Origin of the sequence: Streptomyces sp. NPDC051320 (assembly GCF_040682175.1) — a bacterium.
Taxonomy (GTDB): Bacteria; Actinomycetota; Actinomycetes; order Streptomycetales; family Streptomycetaceae; genus Streptomyces.
Genome location: NZ_JBFBAL010000002.1, coordinates 432,444 through 454,250, shown reverse-complemented (window position 1 = coordinate 454,250; position 21,807 = coordinate 432,444). Strand labels below are relative to the sequence as shown.

General features: G+C 69.2%; 18 protein-coding genes, 1 tRNA gene and 2 pseudogenes. 8 read left to right on the top strand and 13 right to left on the bottom strand.

Translation table 11 applies throughout. The features are described from left to right. Positions 1 to 120 precede the first annotated feature (120 nt). The 5 genes from AB0M87_RS06075 to AB0M87_RS06055 all read left to right on the top strand — a co-directional run bounded on the left by AB0M87_RS06075 (position 121) and on the right by AB0M87_RS06055 (position 6,460). The gene (locus tag AB0M87_RS06075) at positions 121 to 1,452 is read left to right on the top strand and encodes an extracellular solute-binding protein (protein ID WP_365850496.1); all 1,332 of its coding nucleotides are present in this window, start codon (positions 121 to 123) and stop codon (positions 1,450 to 1,452) included. Positions 1,453 to 1,635: 183 nt separating this feature from the next. Next, entirely contained in the window at positions 1,636 to 2,628 is a 993-nt protein-coding gene (locus AB0M87_RS06070) for a sugar ABC transporter permease (RefSeq protein ID WP_365850494.1), read from the top strand. Between the two features lie 15 nt (positions 2,629 to 2,643). Beyond that, the gene (locus AB0M87_RS06065; RefSeq protein ID WP_365850493.1) at positions 2,644 to 3,561 is read left to right on the top strand and encodes a carbohydrate ABC transporter permease; all 918 of its coding nucleotides are present in this window, start codon (positions 2,644 to 2,646) and stop codon (positions 3,559 to 3,561) included. A gap of 122 nt (positions 3,562 to 3,683) precedes the next feature. After that, positions 3,684 to 5,147: a GH1 family beta-glucosidase gene (locus AB0M87_RS06060; protein WP_365850491.1), complete on the top strand. Its 1,464-nt coding sequence runs from the start codon at positions 3,684 to 3,686 to the stop codon at positions 5,145 to 5,147. Positions 5,148 to 5,410: 263 nt separating this feature from the next. Then, a complete protein-coding gene (locus tag AB0M87_RS06055; RefSeq protein WP_365850489.1) occupies positions 5,411 to 6,460 on the top strand; it encodes a LacI family DNA-binding transcriptional regulator in 1,050 nt (349 codons plus the stop codon). A gap of 85 nt (positions 6,461 to 6,545) precedes the next feature. On the opposite strand, the gene AB0M87_RS06050 is transcribed toward AB0M87_RS06055, so the two are convergent. The 4 genes from AB0M87_RS06050 to AB0M87_RS06035 all read right to left on the bottom strand — a co-directional run bounded on the left by AB0M87_RS06050 (position 6,546) and on the right by AB0M87_RS06035 (position 9,434). Further along, positions 6,546 to 6,618 (bottom strand) — tRNA-His (locus tag AB0M87_RS06050). A 130-nt stretch (positions 6,619 to 6,748) separates the two neighbouring features. Next, positions 6,749 to 7,351 carry an oligoribonuclease gene (gene orn, locus AB0M87_RS06045; RefSeq protein ID WP_365850487.1) on the bottom strand — a complete coding sequence of 201 codons (603 nt, stop codon included), beginning with the start codon at positions 7,349 to 7,351 and terminating at the stop codon, positions 6,749 to 6,751. 77 nt (positions 7,352 to 7,428) lie between these two features. Continuing rightward, positions 7,429 to 8,640: a helix-turn-helix domain-containing protein gene (locus AB0M87_RS06040; protein WP_365850486.1), complete on the bottom strand. Its 1,212-nt coding sequence runs from the start codon at positions 8,638 to 8,640 to the stop codon at positions 7,429 to 7,431. Positions 8,641 to 9,059: 419 nt separating this feature from the next. Beyond that, positions 9,060 to 9,434, bottom strand: coding sequence for a hypothetical protein (locus AB0M87_RS06035; protein ID WP_365850484.1), 375 nt, complete (start codon positions 9,432 to 9,434; stop codon positions 9,060 to 9,062). Between the two features lie 288 nt (positions 9,435 to 9,722). Between AB0M87_RS06035 and AB0M87_RS06030 the strand changes: the two genes are divergently transcribed. Both AB0M87_RS06030 and AB0M87_RS06025 read left to right on the top strand, forming a co-directional pair. Further along, a complete protein-coding gene (locus tag AB0M87_RS06030; protein ID WP_365850482.1) occupies positions 9,723 to 10,244 on the top strand; it encodes a universal stress protein in 522 nt (173 codons plus the stop codon). A 166-nt stretch (positions 10,245 to 10,410) separates the two neighbouring features. After that, positions 10,411 to 10,980: an acetate uptake transporter gene (locus AB0M87_RS06025; protein ID WP_365850480.1), complete on the top strand. Its 570-nt coding sequence runs from the start codon at positions 10,411 to 10,413 to the stop codon at positions 10,978 to 10,980. Positions 10,981 to 11,167: 187 nt separating this feature from the next. On the opposite strand, the gene glmS is transcribed toward AB0M87_RS06025, so the two are convergent. The 3 genes from glmS to AB0M87_RS06010 all read right to left on the bottom strand — a co-directional run bounded on the left by glmS (position 11,168) and on the right by AB0M87_RS06010 (position 15,200). Then, on the bottom strand, positions 11,168 to 12,985 hold the full coding sequence (gene glmS, locus AB0M87_RS06020; protein WP_365850478.1) for a glutamine--fructose-6-phosphate transaminase (isomerizing): 1,818 nt from the start codon (positions 12,983 to 12,985) through the stop codon (positions 11,168 to 11,170). A 37-nt stretch (positions 12,986 to 13,022) separates the two neighbouring features. Next, the gene (locus tag AB0M87_RS06015) at positions 13,023 to 13,298 is read right to left on the bottom strand and encodes a hypothetical protein (protein WP_365850476.1); all 276 of its coding nucleotides are present in this window, start codon (positions 13,296 to 13,298) and stop codon (positions 13,023 to 13,025) included. A gap of 96 nt (positions 13,299 to 13,394) precedes the next feature. Beyond that, complete coding sequence (locus tag AB0M87_RS06010) at positions 13,395 to 15,200, bottom strand: IucA/IucC family siderophore biosynthesis protein (protein ID WP_365850962.1); 1,806 nt, start codon at positions 15,198 to 15,200, stop codon at positions 13,395 to 13,397. Here AB0M87_RS06010 and AB0M87_RS06005 point away from each other — a divergent pair. Further along, positions 15,082 to 15,366 (top strand): annotated as a pseudogene (locus tag AB0M87_RS06005) (hypothetical protein); the annotation flags it as partial. The gene AB0M87_RS06010 and the pseudogene AB0M87_RS06005 overlap by 119 nt on opposite strands. On the opposite strand, the pseudogene AB0M87_RS06000 reads toward AB0M87_RS06005, so the two are convergent. The 6 genes and pseudogenes from AB0M87_RS06000 to AB0M87_RS05975 all read right to left on the bottom strand — a co-directional run. After that, positions 15,269 to 15,784: pseudogene (locus tag AB0M87_RS06000) on the bottom strand (GNAT family N-acetyltransferase); the annotation flags it as partial. The pseudogenes AB0M87_RS06005 and AB0M87_RS06000 overlap by 98 nt on opposite strands. After that, positions 15,781 to 17,043: a SidA/IucD/PvdA family monooxygenase gene (locus AB0M87_RS05995; protein ID WP_365850475.1), complete on the bottom strand. Its 1,263-nt coding sequence runs from the start codon at positions 17,041 to 17,043 to the stop codon at positions 15,781 to 15,783. The gene AB0M87_RS05995 and the pseudogene AB0M87_RS06000, both read right to left, overlap by 4 nt. Before the next feature lie 16 nt (positions 17,044 to 17,059). Then, positions 17,060 to 18,499 (bottom strand): aspartate aminotransferase family protein, encoded by a 1,440-nt coding sequence (locus tag AB0M87_RS05990; protein ID WP_365850473.1) that lies wholly within the window; start codon positions 18,497 to 18,499, stop codon positions 17,060 to 17,062. Positions 18,500 to 18,624: 125 nt separating this feature from the next. Beyond that, positions 18,625 to 19,488, bottom strand: coding sequence for a siderophore-interacting protein (locus tag AB0M87_RS05985; protein ID WP_365850472.1), 864 nt, complete (start codon positions 19,486 to 19,488; stop codon positions 18,625 to 18,627). A 3-nt stretch (positions 19,489 to 19,491) separates the two neighbouring features. Continuing rightward, positions 19,492 to 20,523: an ABC transporter substrate-binding protein gene (locus tag AB0M87_RS05980; RefSeq protein WP_365850471.1), complete on the bottom strand. Its 1,032-nt coding sequence runs from the start codon at positions 20,521 to 20,523 to the stop codon at positions 19,492 to 19,494. Positions 20,524 to 20,648: 125 nt separating this feature from the next. After that, positions 20,649 to 21,806 carry an acyl-CoA dehydrogenase family protein gene (locus AB0M87_RS05975; protein WP_365850470.1) on the bottom strand — a complete coding sequence of 386 codons (1,158 nt, stop codon included), beginning with the start codon at positions 21,804 to 21,806 and terminating at the stop codon, positions 20,649 to 20,651. Position 21,807: the final 1 nt, after the last annotated feature.

Below are 21,807 nucleotides of genomic sequence, written 5' to 3'. Positions count from 1 at the left end.
GCACCATCTGGCACCCGCACTCACCAGCGCGATTGCCGCGCACGTCAGCACAGCAGTGAGCACGGAAGCCAGAAACGGCAGTCACCACGCCAGTCCCACCCTGGAACAAGGAGTAGTGGAATGCGTATCACCCGCATCGTCGGCGGCCGAAGCCGCAGAGCCGCGGTCATAGCCACCACGGGCCTCACGGCCACAGCGCTGCTGCTGGCCGGCTGCAGCAGCGACTCGGACTCATCGGGCTCCAGCAAGTCCGACGCCAACGGGCCGATCACGCTGACTGTCGCCGACTACGGGCAGTTCGGCTACAAGGAGGCCGGGCTGTTCGCGCAGTACCACAAGCTGCACCCGAACATCACGGTCAAGGAGAACACGACCGCCCAGGAGCCGAACTACTACACCAAGTTCCTGCAGCAGCTGAACTCGAACAGCGGCCTGGCCGATGTGCAGGGCATCGAGGTCGGACGGATCAAGGAGATCGTCGACACCAAGGCGGACAAGTTCGTCGACCTCAGCAAGGTGATCAACGTCGACGACTGGGTGCCGTGGAAGGAGAAGCAGGCCACCACGTCCGGCGGCCAGGTGGTCGGCGCGGGTACCGACATCGGCCCGATGTCGCTCTGCTACAACCGGGATCTCTTCCAGAAGGCCGGCCTGCCGACCGACCGTGACAAGGTGACCCAGAAGGTCCAGGGGGGCTGGAGCGACTACCTCGCGCTGGGTGAGGAGTACAAGAAGCACGCGCCCGCCGGCACCTACTTCATGGACTCGGCGAGTGCCATGTTCAACGCCGTGGTGAGCTCCAACGCGCAGCAGTACTACGACTCCAGCGGCAAGCCGATCTACCAGACCAGCCAGAGCGTCAAGGACGGCTGGGACCTCGCGAACCAGGCGGCCACCAAGGGGCTCTCCCAGGGGCTCAAGCAGTTCGATCCGAGCAGCTGGATCCCCGCACTGCGCAAGGGCACCGTCGCCACCGTGGTCTGCCCCGCGTGGATGGCCGGCCAGATCTCTGCCGACGCCGGTCCGAAGAACAAGGGCAAGTGGGACATCGCCACGGCCCCCGGCTCGTCCTCGGCCAACTGGGGCGGCTCGTTCCTGGGCATTCCGAAGAGCGGCAAGCACGTGGCCGAGGCCAGCGCACTCGTCAAGTGGCTGACCGCGCCGGCGCAGCAGGCCGCCGTGTTCAAGGCGATCGGTGTCTTCCCGTCCAACAAGGGCGCCTACTCCCTGCCGGACGTGAAGAACGCCAAGCTTCCCTACTTCAACAACGCGCCGATCGGGCAGATCTACGCCCAGGAAGCCAGCACCATCCCGGCCGCGGTGCTCGGCCCGAAGGACGGCGCCATCAAGGACGCGTTCTCCCTGCAGATCAACAACATGGAGAAGCGGCACACCAGTTCCGACAAGGCGTGGAACGACGCGCTGACGGCGATCGGCAAGGTCGTCGGCTGATCATCGCCGGTGCGGGCGGCCACCCGGCTGCCCGCACCGGCGCCGGGGGCGTTCCGCCGATCAGGCCGGACGCCCCCGGCGCGGGTATCGCACAGGGACCAGTGTTCCGTCACCGCCACCCCGGGGCCGGACGGGTCCGCTCATCGCGCCGGGTCGGCGCATCCCAGGGAAGGACTCCCGCCTGTGGCAACCTCGACCCCCGCCCGGGATACTTACGCCCCGCCTCCCCGTGGCTCCAAGCAGACGTCTGCCGCCCGGCAGAAGTGGCGGAGCCGGCTGTGGCGGTTCGACGACAAAGCTTCGCCGTACGCATACATCGCCCCCTTCTTCCTCGTCTTCGGGGCCTTCGGCCTCTACCCGCTGATCTACACCGGCTGGATCGCGATGCACCGGGTGGAGATGACCGGGCTCGACCAGATGCAGTGGGTCGGCTGGGAGAACTTCACCAAGATCCTGCAGGACGACGAGTTCTGGACGGCGGTCAGCAACACGTTCCTGATCGGCGTCATATCGACGGTTCCGCAGCTGCTGGTCGCGCTGGGTCTCGCGCATCTGCTGAACTACAAGCTGCGGGCCAGTACCTTCTGGCGGACGATCATCCTCACGCCGTACGCCACTTCGGTGGCCTCCGCGGCCCTGGTCTTCGCGCTGGTGTTCCGTGCCGACGGCGGACTGCTGAACTGGGTACTGCACCTCGTCGGCCTGGGTCACACCGACTGGGCCAATGGGGCCTGGACTTCGAAGATCGCCATTTCCGTCATCGTGATCTGGCGCTGGACGGGTTACAACACCCTGATCTACCTCGCCGCGATGCAGGCCGTGCCGACCGACCTCTACGAGGCGGCCTCGATCGACGGCGCCTCGCGCTGGCAGCAGTTCCGCAAGGTGACCATCCCCTCGCTGCGGCCGACGATCCTCTTCACGATCGTCGTCTCCACGATCGGCTCCATGCAGCTGTTCGGGGAGCCGCTGCTGCTGGAGGGCGGTACCACCGGTGCGTCGGGCGGCACCGAGCATCAGTACGAGACGCTCAGCATCTACCTCTACAACTACGGCTGGAATCTGGGGCATCTCGGCCCGGCCGCCGCAGTGGCCTGGGCGATGCTCGCCCTGCTGCTGATCATCGCCGCGATCAACTTGCTCATCGGCCGTTTCGTACGCAAGTCCGCGGCCTGACCGGGAGCGATTTCCATGACTATGACGAGCCCCACCAACGCCCCGGACGTCCGTGTCCGGCAGGCCGCTCACAGTGCGCCCCGGAAACCGCGCCGGTTCAGGGAGCGCGCGGGCCAGCAGATGAAGGGTGGCCCCTTCGCCTACCTCGTGCTGGCCGTCGTCGGCATCGTATCGATCCTGCCGCTGTACTGGACCCTGGTGGCCGCGTCCCACACCCAGGACGAAGTACTCGACACCACACCGCCGTTCCTGCCCGGCGGGCGTCTGCTGCACAACCTCGACGCCGCCTGGAACCAGGCCCACCTCGGCAAGGCGATCGTCAACAGCATCGTCGTATCCGGCTGCATCACGGCGGCGACGCTGTTCTTCTGCACGCTGGCCGGATACGCCTTCGCCAAGATGCGGTTCCGGGGGCGCGGCGGGCTGATGACCGCGGTCATCGCCACACTGACCATCCCGCCGCAGCTCAGCGTCGTCCCGTTGTTCATGATGATGGCCGACATCGGCTGGGGCGGAAAGCTCGAGTCGGTGATCTTCCCGACGCTGGTCAGCGCGTTCGGCGTCTTCTTCATGCGCCAGTACCTGTCCGAGGCGCTGCCCTACGAACTCATCGAGGCGGCCAAGCTGGACGGTGCCAACAACTTCCGCGTGGTGCTCAGCATCGTGCTGCCGGTGGCCCGTCCCGCGATGATGGTGCTCGGCATGCTTACCTTCGTGCAGGCGTGGAATGATTTCTTCTGGCCCTATCTCGCCCTGAACCAGCAGAATCCCACGCTCCAGGTGGCCCTCGGCCAGCTGAGCGCCTCTTACACCCCCGACCAGAGCATCGTGATGGCGGGCGCGCTGATCAGCACGCTGCCGCTGCTCGTGGTGTTCGTGATCTTCGGCAAGCGGATCGTCGGAGGCATCATGTCGGGCGCCGTCAAGGGGTGACACCGTCACCCGTCCCCGTCCGGACGTCCCGTACGGCCGGTGCCTGATCGCCGGCCGTACCGGCACCGGAGTCCCACCCCCTTCTTCTGACCCTGCCCGTCCACCCATGGGAGCGCTCCCGCATGACCGCCGTACGACCCGACATCACCCCGAAGCAGGCGCCCGAGGCCACGAGCTTCCCGACGGGCTTCGTCTGGGGGGCGGCCACCGCTGCCTACCAGGTCGAGGGGGCCGCCGCCGAGGACGGCCGCACCCCTTCCATCTGGGACACCTTCAGTCGTACGCCGGGCAAGGTCCGCAACGGTGACACCGGAGACATCGCCGCCGACCACTACCACCGCTACCGCGACGACGTGCAGTTGATGAAGGAGCTCGGCCTGAAGGCCTATCGCTTCTCCATCTCCTGGAGCCGGGTGCAGCCGACCGGCCGCGGCCCGGCCGTCGAGCGCGGCCTCGACTTCTACCGCAGGCTCGCCGACGAGCTGCTGGAAGCCGGCATCAGCCCCGTCGCCACCCTCTACCACTGGGACCTGCCCCAGGAGCTCGAGGACGCGGGCGGCTGGCCGCAGCGCGAGACCGCCGAGCGGTTCGCCGACTACGCCGCCATCATGGCGGGCGCACTCGGTGACCGGGTGGCCACCTGGACCACCCTCAACGAGCCCTGGTGCTCGGCCTTTCTCGGCTACGGATCCGGCGTGCACGCCCCCGGCCGTACCGAGCCCGCGGCGACCCTGCAGGCGGCCCATCACCTCAACCTCGCCCATGGCCGGGCGATCGAGGTTCTGCGCGGTCAACTCCCCGCTACCGCGCAGACCTCGATCACCCTCAACCTGCACCAGGTCCGGCCGCTGACCGACAGCGTCGCGGATGCGGACGCCGCGCGCCGGATCGACGCCGTCGGCAACCGGGTCTTCACCGGGCCGATCCTGCACGGCGCCTACCCGCAGGACCTGATCGAGGACACCTCGCACCTGGTCGACTGGTCCAAGCTGGTGCACGACGGCGACCTGACCACCATCTCCCGCCCGATCGACGTACTGGGCATCAACTACTACACGCCCACGGTGGTTTCGACCCCTGCGGCCGGCCAGGGCGACGCGCGCGACGACGGTCACGGCAACAGCGAGTACTCCCCGTGGACGGGTTCCGAGCACGTCGCCTTCCACCTCTCCGAGGGGAAGCGGCGCACCGCGATGAACTGGGCGATCGACCCCGACGGGCTCTACAACCTGCTGCTCGACGCCACCCGTGACCACCCGGGCCTGCCCCTGATGGTCACCGAGAACGGCGCCGCCTTCGACGACTACGTCTCTCCCGAGGGCCGGGTCATGGACACCGAGCGGATCGACTACCTGCACGGCCACCTCGACGCGGTGCAGCGGGCCGTCGCCGCGGGTGCGGACGTGCGCGGATACTTCCTGTGGTCCCTGATGGACAACTTCGAGTGGGGATACGGGTACTCCAAGCGCTTCGGCGCGGTGTACGTCGACTACGCCTCCCAGCGGCGCATCCCCAAGGCCAGCGCGCACTGGTACGCCGACGTGATCCGCCGGCACGCGCTGCCGCCGGCGTCCGGCCCGATGTAGACGACACATCGCCCGCAGCCCCTCAGCCACGCAGGATCACCGAGACCCGGCCTTGTGCCGGGTCTCGGCCGTTTCCGCCCGGCCGATGCTCCCGCACGGCCCCGGCGGTCACCCGGCGGTTGTCCGGCCCGTACATTGGGAGCGCTCCCATCCGTTGGCGGGGCTGCGACCCCTTCCCGGGCCGCCCCAGGTCGCGGGAGCCAACATCAGGACTTGGTTTGGTTATCCGACTGTGAGAAATTGACCGCGAACGGGAGGCAGCCATGGCGGCAGCGCGAGTACGGAGCGGCGGGCGGCCGACGCTCGAAGAGGTCGCGGCACGGGCCGGGGTGGGGCGTGGCACGGCGTCACGGGTCATCAACGGCTCGCCGCGGGTGAGCGACCACACCCGCGAGGCGGTCGAGGCGGCGGTGGCCGAGCTCGGTTACGTACCCAACCGCGCGGCCCGCGCCCTGGCGGGCAACCGCACGGACGCCATCGCCCTGGTGGTGCCGGAGTCCGAGACCCGCTTCTTCGCCGAGCCGTACTTCTCGGGCATAGTGCAGGGCGTGGGCGCGGCGCTCGCCGACACCGAGATGCAGCTGCTGCTCACCCTGGTCGGCAGTGACCGCGAGCGGCAGCGGCTCGCCCACTACCTGGCGGCGCACCGGGTCGACGGCGTCCTGCTGGTGTCCGTGCGGGCCGACGACCCGCTGCCCGATCTGCTGGCACAGCTCTCCATCCCGGTGGTGATCAGCGGCCGGCGGTCCGACCACGAGACGCTGAACTCGGTCGACTCGGACAACTACCAGGGCGCCCGGAGCGCCGTCGCCCATCTGGTCGCGCGGGGCCGCCGCACCATCGCCACCATCACCGGTCGGCTGGATGTGTACGGCGCCCAGTGCCGCCTCGACGGCTATCGCAGGGCGGTCGCCGCGGCGGGCATCGACAGCGACGAGGCGCTGGTCGCGCCGTCCGACTTCTCCGAGGAGGGCGGCCGCCGGGCGATGGAGCTGCTGCTGGAGCGCAGGCCCGATCTGGACGCCGTCTTCGCGGCGTCCGACGTGATGGCGGCGGGCGCCCGGCAGGTGTTGCGTGAGCGGGGCCGGCGGGTACCCGAGGACGTGGCACTGGTGGGCTTCGACGATTCGACGATCGCCCGTCACATGGACCCGCCGCTGACCAGCGTGCGCCAGCCGATCGAGGACATGGGCCGTGCCATGGCCCGGCTGCTGCTCTCCGAGATCGTGGCCCGCCGCACACCCGGGTCCGGTGGCATCGAGCGGACCCAGATGGTCCTCCCGACGGACCTGGTGCCGCGGCTCAGCTCCTAAGGGCGGTGCAGGGGCCGTCCGGCATACGGCGAAGGCCCGGTCTGTGTGAAACAGACCGGGCCTTCACTCGTGAACGACCTTCAAGGGTGAGTAACGGGACTCGAACCCGCGACATCCTGGACCACAACCAGGTGCTCTACCATCTGAGCTATACCCACCACGACCCGGTCGTTTCCGACCGGCCGAGAAAAAGTGTACAGGGTCCGGGAGGGTGCTCGCTCCAGCTTTTTCGGCGATCCCCGCCCGCGTTCCGTACGCCGTTCTCAGGTGCCGTCGCCGCTTCCGGCACTACTCGGCGGGCAGCACGTGCTTCGCCGCGATCTGCTTCGCGGTGTCCGAGTCCGGGCCGGGCTGCGGTACGAAGACCGCTTCCCGGTAATAGCGCAGCTCCGCGATCGACTCACGGATGTCCGCGAGCGCCCGGTGGTTGCCGTTCTTCTCGGGGCTGTTGAAGTACGCCCGCGGATACCACCGCCGGGCCAGCTCCTTGATGGACGAGACGTCGACGATCCGGTAGTGGAGATAGCTCTCCAGGTCCGTCATGTCGCGGAGCAGGAAGCCCCGGTCGGTACCGACCGAATTCCCGCACAGCGGAGCCTTGCCCGGCTCCTTCACATGCTCGCGGACGTAGGCGAGTACCTTCTCCTCGGCGTCCGCCAGCGTGGTGCCCGCGGCCAGCTCTTCGAGGAGCCCGGAGGAGGTGTGCATCTTCCGCACCACGTCGGGCATGGTCTCCAGTGCCTCGGCGGGCGGGCGGATCACGATGTCCACCCCTTCACCGAGCACGTTCAGCTCCGAGTCGGTGACCAGTGCGGCCACCTCAATGAGTGCGTCGTCCGTCAACGAGAGCCCGGTCATCTCGCAGTCGATCCACACCATGCGATCGTTCATGCGCCCTACCTTACGACCCGCGCCTGTGGACCCGTCCGGGCCGGACCTGACTCGGTCCGGCCCGGACGGGTCGCGGCCTACGACGCGCTCCGCTGCCCCGGTACCGTCGGTCGTCCCGTGGCGAAGGCGTCCGAGCCCGGTTTGCCCGGCTCCGGCGAAGCGGAGGCGGTCGCCGCCGGGCCGGCCGGGGAGCTCGCCGCCGCTGCGCGGCGGACCTGCGGTACCACTTCCTGGGCCACCCCGGCGACCAGCACGGCCGTATCGCCCTGTGGCCTGCGGGCACGGTAGGCCGCCCGGTAGGCGGCCGGGGACGAGCCCAGCTGCCGCCGGAAGTGCCCGCGCAACGCGACCGGGGAGCGGAAACCGCAGCGCCCCGCCACCTCGTCCACCGAGTAGTCGGAGGTCTCGAGGAGCCGCTGTGCCTGGAGTACCCGCTGGGTGATCAGCCACTGCAGCGGCGCGCTGCCGGTCAGCGACCGGAAGCGGCGGTCGAAAGTTCGGCGGCTCATGTAGGCGCGGGCAGCCAGGGTCTCCACGTCGAACTGCTCGTGGAGGTGCTCCAGCGCCCAGGCCACGACCTCGGCCAGCGGGTCGGAGCCGATTTCCTCCGGTAAAGACCTGTCGAGATAGCGCTCCTGCCCGCCGCTCCTGCGCGGTGGGACGACCAGTCGTCTGGCCAGCGCTCCCGCCGCTTCGGTGCCGTGGTCGGTACGGACGATGTGCAGGCAGAGATCGATCCCGGCCGCGGTGCCCGCCGACGTCAGTACGTCGCCGTCGTCGACGAAGAGTTCGCGCGGGTCGACGTGCACCGACGGGTATCGCTTGGCGAGCGTCGGCGCGTACATCCAGTGCGTGGTGGCGGGCCTGCCGTCCAGCAGTCCGGCCGCCGCCAGCACGAACGCACCGGTGCACAGCCCGACGATGCGGGCGCCCTCCTCGTGGGCGCGGCGCAGGGCGTCCAGCGCCTCGGGTGGTGGCGGCGAGGTGATGGAACGCCAGGCCGGCACCACGACGGTGCCTGCCCTGCTGACGGCCTCCAGGCCGTAGGGCGCGGTGAGTTCGAGGCCGCCGGTGGTCCGCAGCGGTCCCTCCTCGCCGGCACTCACCAGGAGGCGGTAGCGGGGCACTCCGGCGTCCTGGCGGTCGATCCCGAACACCGAGAGTGGAATGGAACTCTCGAATATGGGGCCTCCGCTGAAGAGCAGCACGGAGACGATCTCCTTGCGGCGGCGCCCGGAGAGCTTTCTTGTCGCCTCCGGCGCGGCGGTGGAGTCCTGGCCCTGGCTCATGGTGCTAAGCCCCCCTCGGTGCTCGCGGCTCCCTGTTCGTGTCGGGACGGTCGCTCCTGCACACTGCCTCTAATCGTCACGGCCCCTCGGTCCAGCACGAGTCCCCCGCCGTTATACCCATGATCGAATCTACTGCGTCCCGTGGTGCCGGCGTGACAAGTTCGGCTGACGGCACTATGTCGACATGGCAACGTGGCGCGAAGCATTCGATCACGAAGCGTTTCACCCCGAACGCTCTCAGGGAAGTGCGCGTTCCGCGCATGGCCCGTCCCCGTAGGGTGCCGGCGCCTTCCGTGGCCCTTCCTTCGCAGGTGACAAGGGGGTTGACGTACCGTTCCGGCAAGGTTTGGGCACTACCGTGAAGTTGGCTGAAAACGTACGGGAGCACGCGTGCGAATCGGTCAGCTCACCGGCGCACGTCAGTACGGCCGCCGACCGCCCCTGTGCGCCCCCGTGCCGGTCCGCTGCTGCGTTTCCCGCCGGTGGGCCGCCGGTCCTGCGGCCGCCCGGGCGGCCGCCCGTTCGGACTGCCGCAGCAGAAGCCGGCAGACGAGGGTCACCGCGACGAGCCCGAGGGCCGTCAGCGCCGTGTCGCCCAGGCCCGTCCCGTGCACGAGGCGGACGCCGGGGACCAGCACGCAGCAGAAGGCAGCCCAGCGCACCACTTGGTTCGCGGAGCCGGACGAGGGGTGCGGCGGCGGAACGGCGGACGGGCGGGACTGCGGTGCGGCCCTCCGACGGGACACCCCGCGGGCGCCGGATGCGGGGGCCGGGTCGGTCGGCGGTACGGGCACGCGCTGCTCCCTGGGAGAGGTCGGGGTGACCCGTGTCCAACGGGTGGCTGCGGCTCCCGGTCACTGCGTCAGGAAGCTGTAGATGCCAACTGGCATTGCCATTTCCCGGCCTGCTCGGGCATGCTCCCTGGAACGCCGGAGTACATCGGCGGGCACTGGGCAGGAAAGGAGTGTCGCCGTACCCTTGCGGGTAGGGGATTGGGAAGATGATTCCCGGACACAGCTCCGACACAGCTCGACTGTCACGTACCGCTCCCTCCTCAGAGGATCTTCTTCGCCGAGACACTGATGGCCGGTTACGAATTCTCCGAACCCGCGGACCGCAAGCAGATCGCCGATCCCTCGGCCGATCTCCATGCGGTGGACGAACCACGTCATTCCTGTGATCCCGCCTTCCTGCACGGGGTCGTCGTCGGTTTCGACGGCTCGACCTCCAGCGAGCGGGCGCTCGCCTATGCCATCGGTATGGCGGTGCGGCTCGGCTCCGGACTGATCATCGTCCATGTCGCCAACCGGCTGCCGACCACGGTCTGGGCGGGCTGCGAGCCCCCGGTCTTCGTGGACGTACCGGATCACCGCACCGAGGTGCTCGGCCTCGAACTGGCCTGTGCGGACTATCTCTCCACGGTGCCCTGGATTCTGGTCGAGCGTGGCGGCGACATCTGCCACGAGCTGGAGGAGGTCGGCCGGGAGTACTCGGCCGACGGCATCGTCGTCGGGTCGACGCACGGGATCGTCGGACGGATCTTCGGCTCGGTGGCCGGCCGGCTCGCGCGGCGCGCGCAGCGGCCCGTCATCGTCATTCCGTAAACCGCCGCTCCCCGTCCGTGACAATCGGCCGATCGGCTTCAACTCCGCTTGACGGTGCGTGAAACTACCGGTGCGTAGAGGTGGTTTGTGCCCTTGTGAAGGGTACATATGGGTCACCCGGACATTCACTGGGACACAGCTTCACTGCATCTGAAGGGAGCCCGCCGTGGACAACCACGTCGCTGCGGGAAGCAGCACGTCTCATCTCGGCCACCTCGCGCTCGGAGTGACCCTCCTCGCGTTCGGCATCGGCACCACCGGCGTGATCAACGGTGTTTCCGCGGCCGATTCCGTGTCGATCGCCACCTGGATCGGCGGCGTCGCCCTGTTCGTCGCCGGCCTCTTCGAGTTCCGCGACGGCAACAGCTTCAACGGCACGGCGTTCGCCGGCCTCGGTGCCTTCTGGTTCACCTGGGCCGCCGGCGTCGGCGACAAGGTCTCCGCGAACGGCGCGGGACTCTTCCTTCTGCTGTGGGCGCTGCTGGCTCTCAGCCTGATGCTCGGGGCCGGCGAAGGTCTGCTCGGCCAGGCCACGTACGGGCTGTTCTTCCTCTCGCTGGTGGTGCTGGCAGTCGGCAGGTTCGCCGACAGCGGCAGCCTCGGCAAGGTCGGCGGCTGGGTGGCCGTGGCGGCCGGTGTCGCCGCCTGGTATGCGGCGACAGCCGCCCTGGCGGGCTGGCCGAGGGCTCTTCCCGGGCGCGCTGCCGGCCGCGGAGTGACGGCCGCCGGCCAGTAGCCGCACCCGCCGGCGACCTGGCGGGCGCCGGCGGCCCGTAAGGAACGGCCGGGATTTACCGGCCGGTCCAAGGCGGCCCCGGTACGCCTGGTGGCGCGTACCGGGGCCGCCTTCACGTGTGCGTCACGCGCACCTCGCGCGCCGTGCGGACCTACGGGCTGTCCCGCAATTCCTGGCGGGAGAGCCCTTACTCGACGGTGACCGACTTGGCCAGGTTGCGCGGCTTGTCGATGTCCCGGCCGAGTGCCAGCGCCGCGTGGTAGGCGAGGAGCTGGAGCGGGATGCCGAGCAGGATCGGGTCCAGCTCGTCCTCGTTCTTGGGCACCAGGATGGTGTGGTCGGCCTTCGGCTGCTCCTGGTGCGCGACCGCGAGGATCCGTCCGTCGCGCGCCTTGACCTCCTCCAGCGCCGCCCGGTTCTTCTCGAGCAGATCGTCGTCGGGAACGATGGCGACCGTCGGCATGGCGGGCTCGATCAGCGCCAGCGGGCCGTGCTTCAACTCCGAGGCGGGGTAGGCCTCGGCATGGATGTACGAGATCTCCTTCAGCTTCAGCGAGGCCTCCCGGGCGACCGGATATCCGCGTACCCGGCCGATGAACATCATCGACTTGGCGTCGGCGTAGGCGGCGGCCAGCTTCTCGATCTCGGCCTCGCCGGCCAGGATTTCGGAGATCTGGGCGGGCAGCTTCCGCAGCCCCGCGATGATGCGCTTGCCGTCCGCCACCGACAGGTCGCGGATGCGGCCCAGATGCAGGGCGAGCAGCGCGAACGAGACCACCGTGTTGGTGAAGCACTTGGTGGAGACCACGCAGACCTCCGGGCCCGCGTGCACGTACACCCCGCCGTCGGTCTCCCGGGCGATCGCCGAACCGACGACGTTCACCACGCCGAGCACCCGGGCACCCTTGCGCTTCAGCTCCTGCACCGCTGCCAGCACGTCGTAGGTCTCACCGGACTGCGAGACCGCCACGTACAGCGTGTCGGGGTCCACCACCGGGTTGCGGTAGCGGAACTCCGAAGCGGGCTCGGCGTCCGCCGGGATGCGGGCCAGCTCCTCGATCAGCTGCGCACCGATCTGGCCCGCGTGGTACGAGGTGCCGCAGCCAAGGATCTTCACCCGGCGCACGCCCCGCGCGTCGCGGGCGTCCAGGTTCAGCCCGCCCAGATGCACGGTGGAGAACCGGTCGTCGATCCGGCCGCGGAGCACCCGGTCGACGGCCTCGGCCTGCTCGGTGATCTCCTTGTGCATGTACGTGTCGTGGCCGCCCATGTCGTACGACTCGGCCTCCCACTCCACGGTGGTCGGCGTCGACGAGGTGGTCGACCCCTCCGTCGTGAAGGTGCGGAAGTCGTCGGCCTTGAGGGTGGCCATCTCGCCGTCCTCGAGGGTGACGACCTGGCGGGTGTGCGAGACCAGCGCCGCCACGTCGGACGCGACGAACATCTCCTTCTCGCCGATGCCGAGCACCACCGGGGAGCCGTTGCGGGCGACCACGATGCGGTCGGGGAACTCGGCGTGCAGCACCGCGATGCCGTAGGTGCCCTCGACCAGCCGGACGGTCTCGCGGACCTTGTCCTCCAGCGTCACCGCCTGCGAACGGGCGATGAGGTGGGTGAGGACCTCGGTGTCGGTCTCGGAGAGGAACTCCACGCCGTCGGCGGTGAGTTTGGCGCGCAGTTCGGACGCGTTGTCGATGATGCCGTTGTGCACGACGGCGACCTGGTTCTCCGCGTCCAGGTGCGGGTGGGCGTTCGCGTCGCTCGGGGCACCGTGGGTGGCCCAGCGGGTGTGCGCGATACCGGTGGTGCCCGCGAAGCGCTTAGGAACACGGGCTTCGAGTTCGCGGACCCGGCCCTTCGCCTTGACCATCTTCAGCGCGGGTGACTTGGGGGACGAGACGACGATCCCCGCGGAGTCGTAGCCCCGGTACTCCAGTCGCTGCAGCCCCTCCAGGAGCAGCGGTGCCACATCACGCTTTCCGATGTATCCGACGATTCCGCACATATCGCTCCTCGTACCCTCTAGCCGTAGACAATCTGTACTAGCCGTAGACAATGCGGCGCAGCTGCCGCAGGGAGAGCTCGGGCGGCGCCACCGCGCGGTGCGGCAGTTCGTCCGAGATCCGCTCGAAAATGTCCGGGTTCGTCAGTCCGCGGGCCTGCAGTTCGCGATGGCGGCGCCGGACGAACTCCTCGGCCGTCTCGTCGAAGTACGCGAGCACGTCAAGGACCACCCGGGCGGCTTCGCCGCGCTGCAGCGCGGTGCTGCGCACCAGGTGGTCAATGAGGTCGTCATAGGACGGACGGCTTTCGAGCACCCGTTGATATTGGTGCGACGGGCGACTCTTTGCAAGATTTCTGCCCGATATCGGGCAGGAGAAGGCGCGAGTGGGGGTATGGGAGTCGCTTTGCGATCAGTTCGTCGGCTTTTTTGGCGCCGACGCGATGGGATTCTTCAGCGTCCCCGACAGCTGCAGTGCCCCCGCCGGGTCCTGCAGATCGACCATCTGCTGGTTGTCGCGGAGCTGGAGACGGTTGAGGCAGGACAGCGCGAATTCCGGCGCGAACAGGTCGTACCGCCGGAACTTCTCGGCCAGCTGGGGCGTGGAGTCCTGGTACGCGCGGACGCAGTCCGCGACCGTCCGCCAGAAGTCGTGCTCGCTCAGCAGACCCTCGGTGACCAGCGCCGCGCTGAGAAAGCGGAAGAAGCAGTCGAAGACATCCGTGAAGACCGACAGGAGCCGCAGATCGTCGGGCACCTCGGCGCGGATGCGCTCGACCTCCGGCGGCAGGTCGGTGGCTGGATCGAGTACGGCTATCTCTTCGGCGATGTCCTTGTATATCGCCCGCCGGACGAGGCCGTCCTCGATCACCAGGATCACATTCTCGCCATGCGGCATATACACCAGGCCGTATGCGTAGAAGCTGTGCAGCAGCGGAGTGAAGTAGGCATGGAGGTAGTGCCGCAGCCACACCACCGGCCGCTCACCGGACTCGGCGATCAGCGCGCCCGCGAAGGAGGCCCCCGCCCGGTCCGTGTGCAGCAGCGAAGCCATGGTGGCCGGCCGCTCGCCGGGCTTCAGCGTGGGCACCGGGCTCTCCCGCCAGAGCGCGGCCAGCATTTTGCGGTACGGCGAGCCCTTGGCCGTCGCCGTTTCGTACTGCCGGTGGTGGTAGCCGACGGCGGCCCGCTCGCGGATGACGGTCAGCCCCGTCGAGCTGAGCACCGGATCGTGCTCGACGAGGTCCGCCAGCCAGTCGTTGATGGCGGGTGTCGCCTCCATGTAGGCCGCCGAAAGCCCGCGCATGAAGCCCATGTTGAGGACCGACAGGGCCGTTTTGACGTAGTGCTTGGCCGGGTGGTCGGTGTTGAAGAAGGTACGGATCGACTGCTGCGCCAGATACCGGTCGTCGCCCGGTCCCAGCAGCACCAGACGCTGCTGCGCCACCTCGCCGGCGAAGGTCACGGCGAGCTTGTTCTGCCACTGCCAGGGGTGGACCGGAATCAGGAAGTACCCGTCGAGATCGAGGCCGAGCCCGGCCATCGTCGCGGCGAACCGCCGCAGCGTCTCCTCGCCCAGCTCTCCCCGGACCAGCGCGTCGTAGTCCAGGCCGGCGCCCGCGGTGAAGGTGGCCCGGTCGCGCCGGGCGGCCAGCCAGATCAGCTGCACCGGGCTCGCGGTCTCCGGCGCGTACGCCAGGTACTCGGCCGCGTCGAAGCCCAGCCGGCCGTTGTTGGCGACGAAGCAGGGGTGCCCCTCGGTCATCCCGGTTTCGATGTCCTGGAACCCGGCACCCGCCAGCTCGGCCGCCGGCACCGGCGCCTTGCCGAGCTTGTACGCCGTGCTGGACAGGGTGGAGGAGATCTCCTCCAGGTAGACCGGCAGGACGGCATCGCTCAGCCCCAGGGCGCCGCGCAGCTCGATGAAGAAGTCCAGCGCGTCCAGCGGTAGCTCCGCACCGTCCCGGTGCCGCGTGACGGACGCGGCCGACACCTGCCAGTGGTCCAGCGCGAACCGCCGGGCGCCGAAGCGGTACGCGGTCGCGCCGTCGTCACTGTGCACCACGTATTTATCAGGCACCGTTCTATCAGGCACCGTTTTATCAGGCACCGTTTTGTCAGGCACCGTGTTTTCGGGCACCGCCGAGTCGTCGCCGAGCGGCTGTGGGGACAGCAGGCGCTCGTGCGAGAACTCCGCGAGCGCCTTGCGGACGAGCAGCCGGTTGGCCTCGGCCCAGAGCCCGGGGGTCAGGTGGTCGCTCATCGGTGGGACTCCTTGCTGGATAGGGCCGCCTGGTAGGACCGGCGGGTGCATATGCTCAGCGCGGCTCTCTTCTCCGGCTTATCGATCTCGCGCACGACCTCGAAGCCGACCGACGTGTTGAGTGCGTGCACCGCGTGGTTGCGGACGTCCGGCTCCACCACCACCCGCCGGGTCGCCGGGTCGGCGAAGAGTTCCGCCATCACCGCGGCGATCACCGCGCGGGTGAAGCCGTGCACGGGGGTGTCGGTGGGCGCCACCAGGAAGTGCATCCCCACGTCACCGGGTTCCGCGTCGTACAGCCCCCTGAGTTCGACGTGCGCAGGGTCGTAGCGCTCCATCAGGAACGCCGGGGCACCGTCGTGCAGGCCGATGAAGGCCTCGTGGTGCTCGGAGGCGGCGACGGCCATGTACTCGCGCTCGACATCCGGCAGCGTGGCGTCCCGCATCAGCCAGAAGGCCGCCTTGGGATGGGTAACCCAGCCGTGCACGAGTTCGGAATCGGAGAGGGGGTCGAGCGGGCGGAGGGTGAGGGCGATCATGCGGCGAACTCCTGGAAGGCGATGGCCTTTTCGACCGGGTAGTACTCCTGGCCGTCGAGCAGCTCGCGGATGATGCACGCGTTGCGGTAGGCGGCCATGCCGAGGTCGGGGGCGACGAAGCCATGGGTGTGCAGCTCGGCGTTCTGGACGTAGATCGTCCGGTCCGCGTCGATACTGTAGTTGCGGTGCACGTCGAACCGGCCCTGTGCGTCCCAGCGGATCCGGGCCCGCAGCGGCTCGAGGAACTCCGGCACCCGGTACCGGTAGCCGGTGGCCAGCACCAGGCCCTGGGTGGCCAGCGTGAGGTCCTTCTGCTGCTCCTGCCGGCGTAGCCCCAGGGTGTAGGTGCCGTGGTCGTAACCCGCTGTTTCCAGCGAGGTGTTGGTCAGCAGCCTGGTCGGCACCGGGCCGCGCCGGTTCTTCGTGTACAGCAGGTCGTAGATGGCGTCGATCAGCTCCGCGTTGATGCCCTTGTAGAGGTTCTTCTGCGCAGCGTTGAGCCGGTCGCGGGTGGCCGCGGGCAGAGCATGGAAGTAGTCCACGTACTCCGGAGAGGTCATCTCCAGCGTGAGCTTGGTGTACTCCAGCGGGAAGAACCGGGGGGAGCGGGTGACCCAGTTCAGTGCGTAGCCGTGGGTGTCGATGTCCTGGAGCAGGTCGTAGTAGATCTCCGCAGCGCTCTGTCCGCTGCCGACCACGGTGACCGACTCCTTGGCCTGCAGCGTGGCCTTCGCGGCCAGGTAACGGGAGTTGTGGACCAGGTCGCCGCCGAGGCCGCGGCAGGACTCCGGGATGTACGCCGGGGTGCCCGTGCCGAGTACGAGCCGGCGTCCCCGGTGGACGGCGCCGGCGGCGGTGCGTACGGCGTAGACCTCCTCCCGCTCCTCGTACACCACCTCGGTGACCGTTTCGCCGAAGCGGATCGAGGGAAGCTTCGCGGCGGCCCAGCGGCAGTAGTCGTTGAACTCCTCGCGCAGCGGATAGAAGCTCTCGCGGATGTAGAAGGAGTACAGCCTGCCGCACTCCTTGAGGTAGTTGAGGAAGGAGTACGGCGATGTCGGGTCGGCCAGCGTGACCAGGTCGGAGAGGAAGGGCGTCTGCAGGGTGGCGCCCTCCAGGAACATTCCGCTGTGCCAGTCGAAGTCCGGCTTGGACTCCAGGAAGAGCCCGCTCAGGCCGTCGACCGGTTCGGTCAGGCAGGCCAGCCCCAGGTTGAACGGTCCGAGGCCGATCGCGACGAAGTCGTGAATATCGTGCATGCGGTGGGCCCCGGACTCAGGAGGCGTGGGCAAGGGTCTCTCCCAGATACTGGCCGGCGTGCTCGGCGATGAGGTCGAGGACGGCGGCGATGTCGGTGACGGTGGTCTGCGGGTTGAGCAGGGTGAACTTGAGGTAGGCACGCCCGTTGACCGTGGTGCCCGCGACGACCGCCTCCCCGGAGGCGAACAGCGCCTTGCGGGCGTACTGGTTGGCCCGGTCGATCAGGGCCGGCGCGGTGACGTGCGCCGGGACGAAACGGAAGACCAGCGTGGAGAGCTGCGGCCGGACGGCGACATCGAAGCGCGGATCGGTGGCGAGCAGCTGCCAGCCCTGCTCCGCGAGGTCCACCACCTCGTCGAAGAGCCGGCCCACTCCGTCGGCGCCCATCACCCGCAGCGTCATCCACAGTTTGAGCGCGTCGAACCGGCGGGTGGTCTGCAGGGACTTGTCCACCTGGTTGGGGATGCGGGCCACCGCGGCCGAGCGCGGGTTGAGGTAGTCGGCGTGGTAGGTCGCATGTCGCAGGGTCGCCCCGTCGCGTACCACCAGCGCGCTGGAACTCACCGGCTGAAAGAAGGACTTGTGGTAGTCCACGGTGACCGAGTCGGCCTGCTCGACTCCGTCGAGGCGGTGGCGCCGGTGCGACACCAGCAGCCCGCAGCCGTACGCCGCGTCGACGTGCAGCCAGGTGCCGTACTGCGCGCAGAGCGCGGCGATCTCCGGCAGCGGGTCGATGGAGCCGAAGTCGGTGGTCCCCGCGGTGGCCACCACGGCCATCGGGACGCCGCCCTCGGCCCGGCACCGCGCCAGCTCCCGGGCGAGTGCGACGGTCTGCAGCCGCTTGTCCTGGTCGCAGGGTACGCAGACGACGGCCTCCGGCCGCAGCCCGAGCAGTTTCGCGGACTTCTGCACGCTGAAATGACTGCTCTCGGAGGTGAACACCCGCAGCATGGCGGAATCCTGTGCCTTGGCCTCCTCGCGGGCCAGCAGCAGCGCCTGCAGGTTGGACTGCGAACCACCGCTGGTGAACACCCCGTCGGCGGCCGGCCCGAACCCGATCCGGCCGGCGGTCCAGTCGACCAGCCGACGCTCGATCAGGGTGCCGCCCGCGCTCTGGTCCCAGGTGTCCAGCGAGGAGTTGACCGCGGAGAGCACCGCTTCCGCCGCCACCGCGGGGATGACGACCGGGCAGTTGAGGTGGGCGAGATAGCGGGGATGGTGGAAGTAGACCGCGTCCCGCAGATAGACGGTCTCGAGCTCGTCCAGCGCGGCGCCCGCGTCGCCGAGCGGCGTGTCCAGGTCGATGGCGTCGACGGCCGGGGAGAGCGCGTCGGGGGTGATGCCGGTGAACGGGTTCCTGGTGGAGGCGAGTTGGGCCGCCACCCGCTCGACTGCTGCGGTGGCCGTGTGGCGGTACTGCTCCGCGGTCGTGTCGTTGAGCAGGTGTGAGCGCATGAACGGTCCTCCGGGGAAGGAAGAAGGGAACGTCAGGTCAGGTACGTTCCTGATTAGGTAAGGCTAACCTAACTTAACGGATTCGAGGCCGCAACGAGCCCCGGCTCCGCGGGGGCGTACGGGGGTCAGGCCGCCGCAGCCCGCAACTGCTCCTCGCTGAGCCCGCGACGCCAGTACCCGACGAAGGTGACATGCCGGCGGTCGAGCCGCCGCTCGCCCACCAGATGGCGGCGCAGTTCCCTGACCCGGCCGGACTCGCCCGCGATCCACGCGTAGGGCGAGGCGCCCGGCAACTCCGCGGCGCCCACCGCTGCCACGGCCGACGGCGCGCCCTCGGCCCGTACCAGCCAGGTGACCCGGGCGTCCGCCTCGGTGCGGAGCTGCTGGCGGTCCCCGCTGTGCGGCACCTCCAGCCAGACGTGCGCCCGGGTGCCGGCCGGCAGCCACTCCAGGATGGCCGCGGCGGCGGGCAGCGCGGTCTCGTCGGCGCAGATCACCACCGAGTCGGTGCCGGTGGGCGGCTGGAAGCGGACGGCCTTGTTCTCGGCGGCCGCCGGCCCGAGCACGACCACCCGCTGCCCCGGGACGGCCCGGCGCGCCCAGCGGCAGGCCGGGCCCGGGTGGCTCCCGCCTGCTCCGTCCGCGTCGCCGTCCCCTGCCCCGCCCGCGTGGCCGTGCAGCGCGAAGTCGATGTCGACCTCGTCCGGGTTCCGGCGCTGGTCGCGCACGGTGTACGAGCGCAGCACGGCCCGTACGTCGGCGGGCAGCGCCCGCCACTCGGTGAACCAGTCCTCGCCGACCGGCAACACCGGCTCCGGCTGCCCGGGATGCGGCAGGAAGAGCGACAGGCTCTGGTCCCGGCCGCCGGCGGCGAACTCACCGAGGCCTTCGCCACCGAAGGTGATGCGGACCATCGACGGGCTGAGCCGCCGGGTCCTTACGACATGCAGGCCGAAGAAACGGAACGGGGCGGAAACAGCCGTCGTCATGGGTCAGCCGACCTTCCTGGCGTTCTCGATCGCCTCGGCCAGGGCGTCCAGGGCCGGTGCGCACTTGTCGTAGGAGAAGATCGGGTCGGTGGTGGAACGGGGGATGACCTGGCCCGCCTTCACCGCCGGCAGCTCACCCCAGGTCGGCTTCGACTTCAGGGCGGCGGGCTGCAGCGCCGACGTCCGGTTGTCCATCATGATGATGTCGGCCGGGTACTTGTCGGCGTTCTCCCAGCTCAGGCTCTCGAACCAGCCCTGCTTGTCGACCTTGTCGGGCACCACGATGTTGACGCCGAGTTCCTTGAAGTACCGCAGGTCCGCGGAGGGTTCGGGCGTCGAGATGTAGAACAGGTCGGCGCCGGCCGAGCCGATCAGCACCCGGATCTTCGGGTTGGCCCTGGCCGCGGCGCGCAGCCGGGCGGCGGCCTTCTCGAAGCGTGCCCTGGCGTCGGTGACCTTCTGCGCCTTGAGGTCGGCGCCCAGCGATGCGGCGAGCTCGGCGTGGCGCTGGAGCGCGGCGGGCATCGACGTCCTGGCGACCATCAGCGCGACACTCGGGGCCAGTTCGAGGACCTTGTCCTTGGACTCGTCCGGCACGTACCAGAGCGCGCCCTTGTCGTACATCCCGGTGATCAGCAGTTGGGGGCCGAGCGCGGCGTACTTCTCCACATTGAACTCGCCCCAGACGTTGCCGAGTATCTCGACCTTGCTGATGTCGAGGTCGCCGGCCTGGACGTCGGCCTTGCCGTCCTTGGTCTTCGTCGGCCCGAAGACGCCCACCACCTCGACCCCGTAGTCGTGCAGAGCGGCCGCGGTGCCGGTGAAGGCGACGATCTTCGCGGGGGTCGAACCGGCCTTCGCGACCTTCCCGCGGTCGTCCTTGAAGGACCAGGCCCCCGACCCCGCCTTCGCCGTACCCGCCGAGGATTTCGAGTCGCCGCCCCCGCACGCGCTGAGCGCGGCGCCGATACCGATGGCGCCGCCCGCGGCGAGGAGGCCGCGACGGGAGAGGTGGGAAGCGCTGGCATTGGGCATGGCGGGCTCTGCTTTCCATACGTGCCGATGTGGCCACTGGGCAACTTCAGGTCAGGTTAGCCTAACCTGACCTGAAGCCCCCTCGTATGGACGCCCCGTCGGCCGGGGCGCGGTCGCGCGGCCGGTCAGCTCGTCGGCAGCCCGAGTTCCCGCGCGATCAGCATGCGCTGCACCTCGCTGGTGCCCTCGCCGATCTCCAGGATCTTCGAGTCGCGCCACATCCGCGCCACCGGGTACTCGTTCATGAAGCCGTACCCACCGTGGATCTGGGTGGCCTCGCGCGCGTTGTCCACGGCCACGGTCGACGAGTAGAGCTTCGCCAGCGCCGCCTCCTTCTTGAACGGTTCGCCGGTCACCAGGCGCGATGCCGCGTCCCGCCAGGACACCCGGGCGGTGTGCGCCTTCATCTCCATGTCGGCGATCTTGAACTGGATCGCCTGGTTGTCACCGATCGGGCGGCCGAAGGCGTGCCGGGTCTTCGCGTACGAGACGGACTCGTCGACGCAGCCCTGGGCGAGGCCGGTCGCCAGCGCGGAGATGGCGACCCGGCCCTCGTCGAGGATGCGCAGGAACTGGGCGTAACCGCGACCCTCCTCGCCGAGCAGGTTCGCGGCCGGCACCCGGACGTCGGAGAAGGACAGTTCGCGGGTGTCCGAGGCGTTCCAGCCGACCTTCGAGTACGGGGCGGCGACGGTGAAGCCGGGGGTGCCGGACGGCACGATGATCGCGGAGATGAGCGGGCGGCCGTCGGCCTTGCGGCCGGTGACCGCGGTGACGGTGACCAGGCCGGTGATGTCCGTACCGGAGTTGGTGATGAAGCACTTGGAGCCGTTGATCACCCAGTCGTCACCGTCCCGCACCGCGGTGGTCCGGGTGCCGCCGGCGTCCGAACCGCAGCCTGGTTCGGTCAGGCCGAAGGCACCCAGGATCTCGCCCGAGCACATCCGCGGCAGCCACTCCCGCTTCTGCTCCTCGGTGCCGAAGAGGTGAACCGGCATCGCGCCGAGCGACACCCCGGCCTCGAGGGTGATGGCCACCGAGGAGTCGACCCGGGCCAGCTCCTCCAGGGCGATCCCCAGCGCGAGGTAGTCACCGCCCATGCCGCCGTACTCCTCGGGGAAGGGCAGCCCGAAGAGGCCCATCCGGCCCATCTCGCGGACGATCTCGTACGGGAACTCGTGCCGCTCGTAGAAGTCGCCGATCTTCGGCGCGATCACATCGTGGGCGAACGCCTCGACGGTGCGGCGGAGTTCTTCGTGTTCGGGGGTGAGGCGGTGGTCCATG

Excerpts from the sequence above, each read along its gene's own strand:
- AB0M87_RS06075 (WP_365850496.1), top strand. The coding sequence starts at position 121 with ATGCGTATCACCCGCATCGTCGGCGGCCGAAGCCGCAGAGCCGCGGTC.
- AB0M87_RS06065 (WP_365850493.1), top strand. The coding sequence starts at position 2,644 with ATGACTATGACGAGCCCCACCAACGCCCCGGACGTCCGTGTCCGGCAG.
- AB0M87_RS06060 (WP_365850491.1), top strand. The coding sequence starts at position 3,684 with ATGACCGCCGTACGACCCGACATCACCCCGAAGCAGGCGCCCGAGGCC.
- AB0M87_RS06055 (WP_365850489.1), top strand. The coding sequence starts at position 5,411 with ATGGCGGCAGCGCGAGTACGGAGCGGCGGGCGGCCGACGCTCGAAGAG.
- orn (WP_365850487.1), bottom strand. The coding sequence starts at position 7,351 with ATGAACGATCGCATGGTGTGGATCGACTGCGAGATGACCGGGCTCTCG.
- AB0M87_RS06040 (WP_365850486.1), bottom strand. The coding sequence starts at position 8,640 with ATGAGCCAGGGCCAGGACTCCACCGCCGCGCCGGAGGCGACAAGAAAG.
- AB0M87_RS06030 (WP_365850482.1), top strand. The coding sequence starts at position 9,723 with ATGGCCGGTTACGAATTCTCCGAACCCGCGGACCGCAAGCAGATCGCC.
- glmS (WP_365850478.1), bottom strand. The coding sequence starts at position 12,985 with ATGTGCGGAATCGTCGGATACATCGGAAAGCGTGATGTGGCACCGCTG.
- AB0M87_RS05995 (WP_365850475.1), bottom strand. The coding sequence starts at position 17,043 with ATGCACGATATTCACGACTTCGTCGCGATCGGCCTCGGACCGTTCAAC.
- AB0M87_RS05990 (WP_365850473.1), bottom strand. The coding sequence starts at position 18,499 with ATGCGCTCACACCTGCTCAACGACACGACCGCGGAGCAGTACCGCCAC.
- AB0M87_RS05985 (WP_365850472.1), bottom strand. The coding sequence starts at position 19,488 with ATGACGACGGCTGTTTCCGCCCCGTTCCGTTTCTTCGGCCTGCATGTC.
- AB0M87_RS05980 (WP_365850471.1), bottom strand. The coding sequence starts at position 20,523 with ATGCCCAATGCCAGCGCTTCCCACCTCTCCCGTCGCGGCCTCCTCGCC.
- AB0M87_RS05975 (WP_365850470.1), bottom strand. The coding sequence starts at position 21,806 with ATGGACCACCGCCTCACCCCCGAACACGAAGAACTCCGCCGCACCGTC.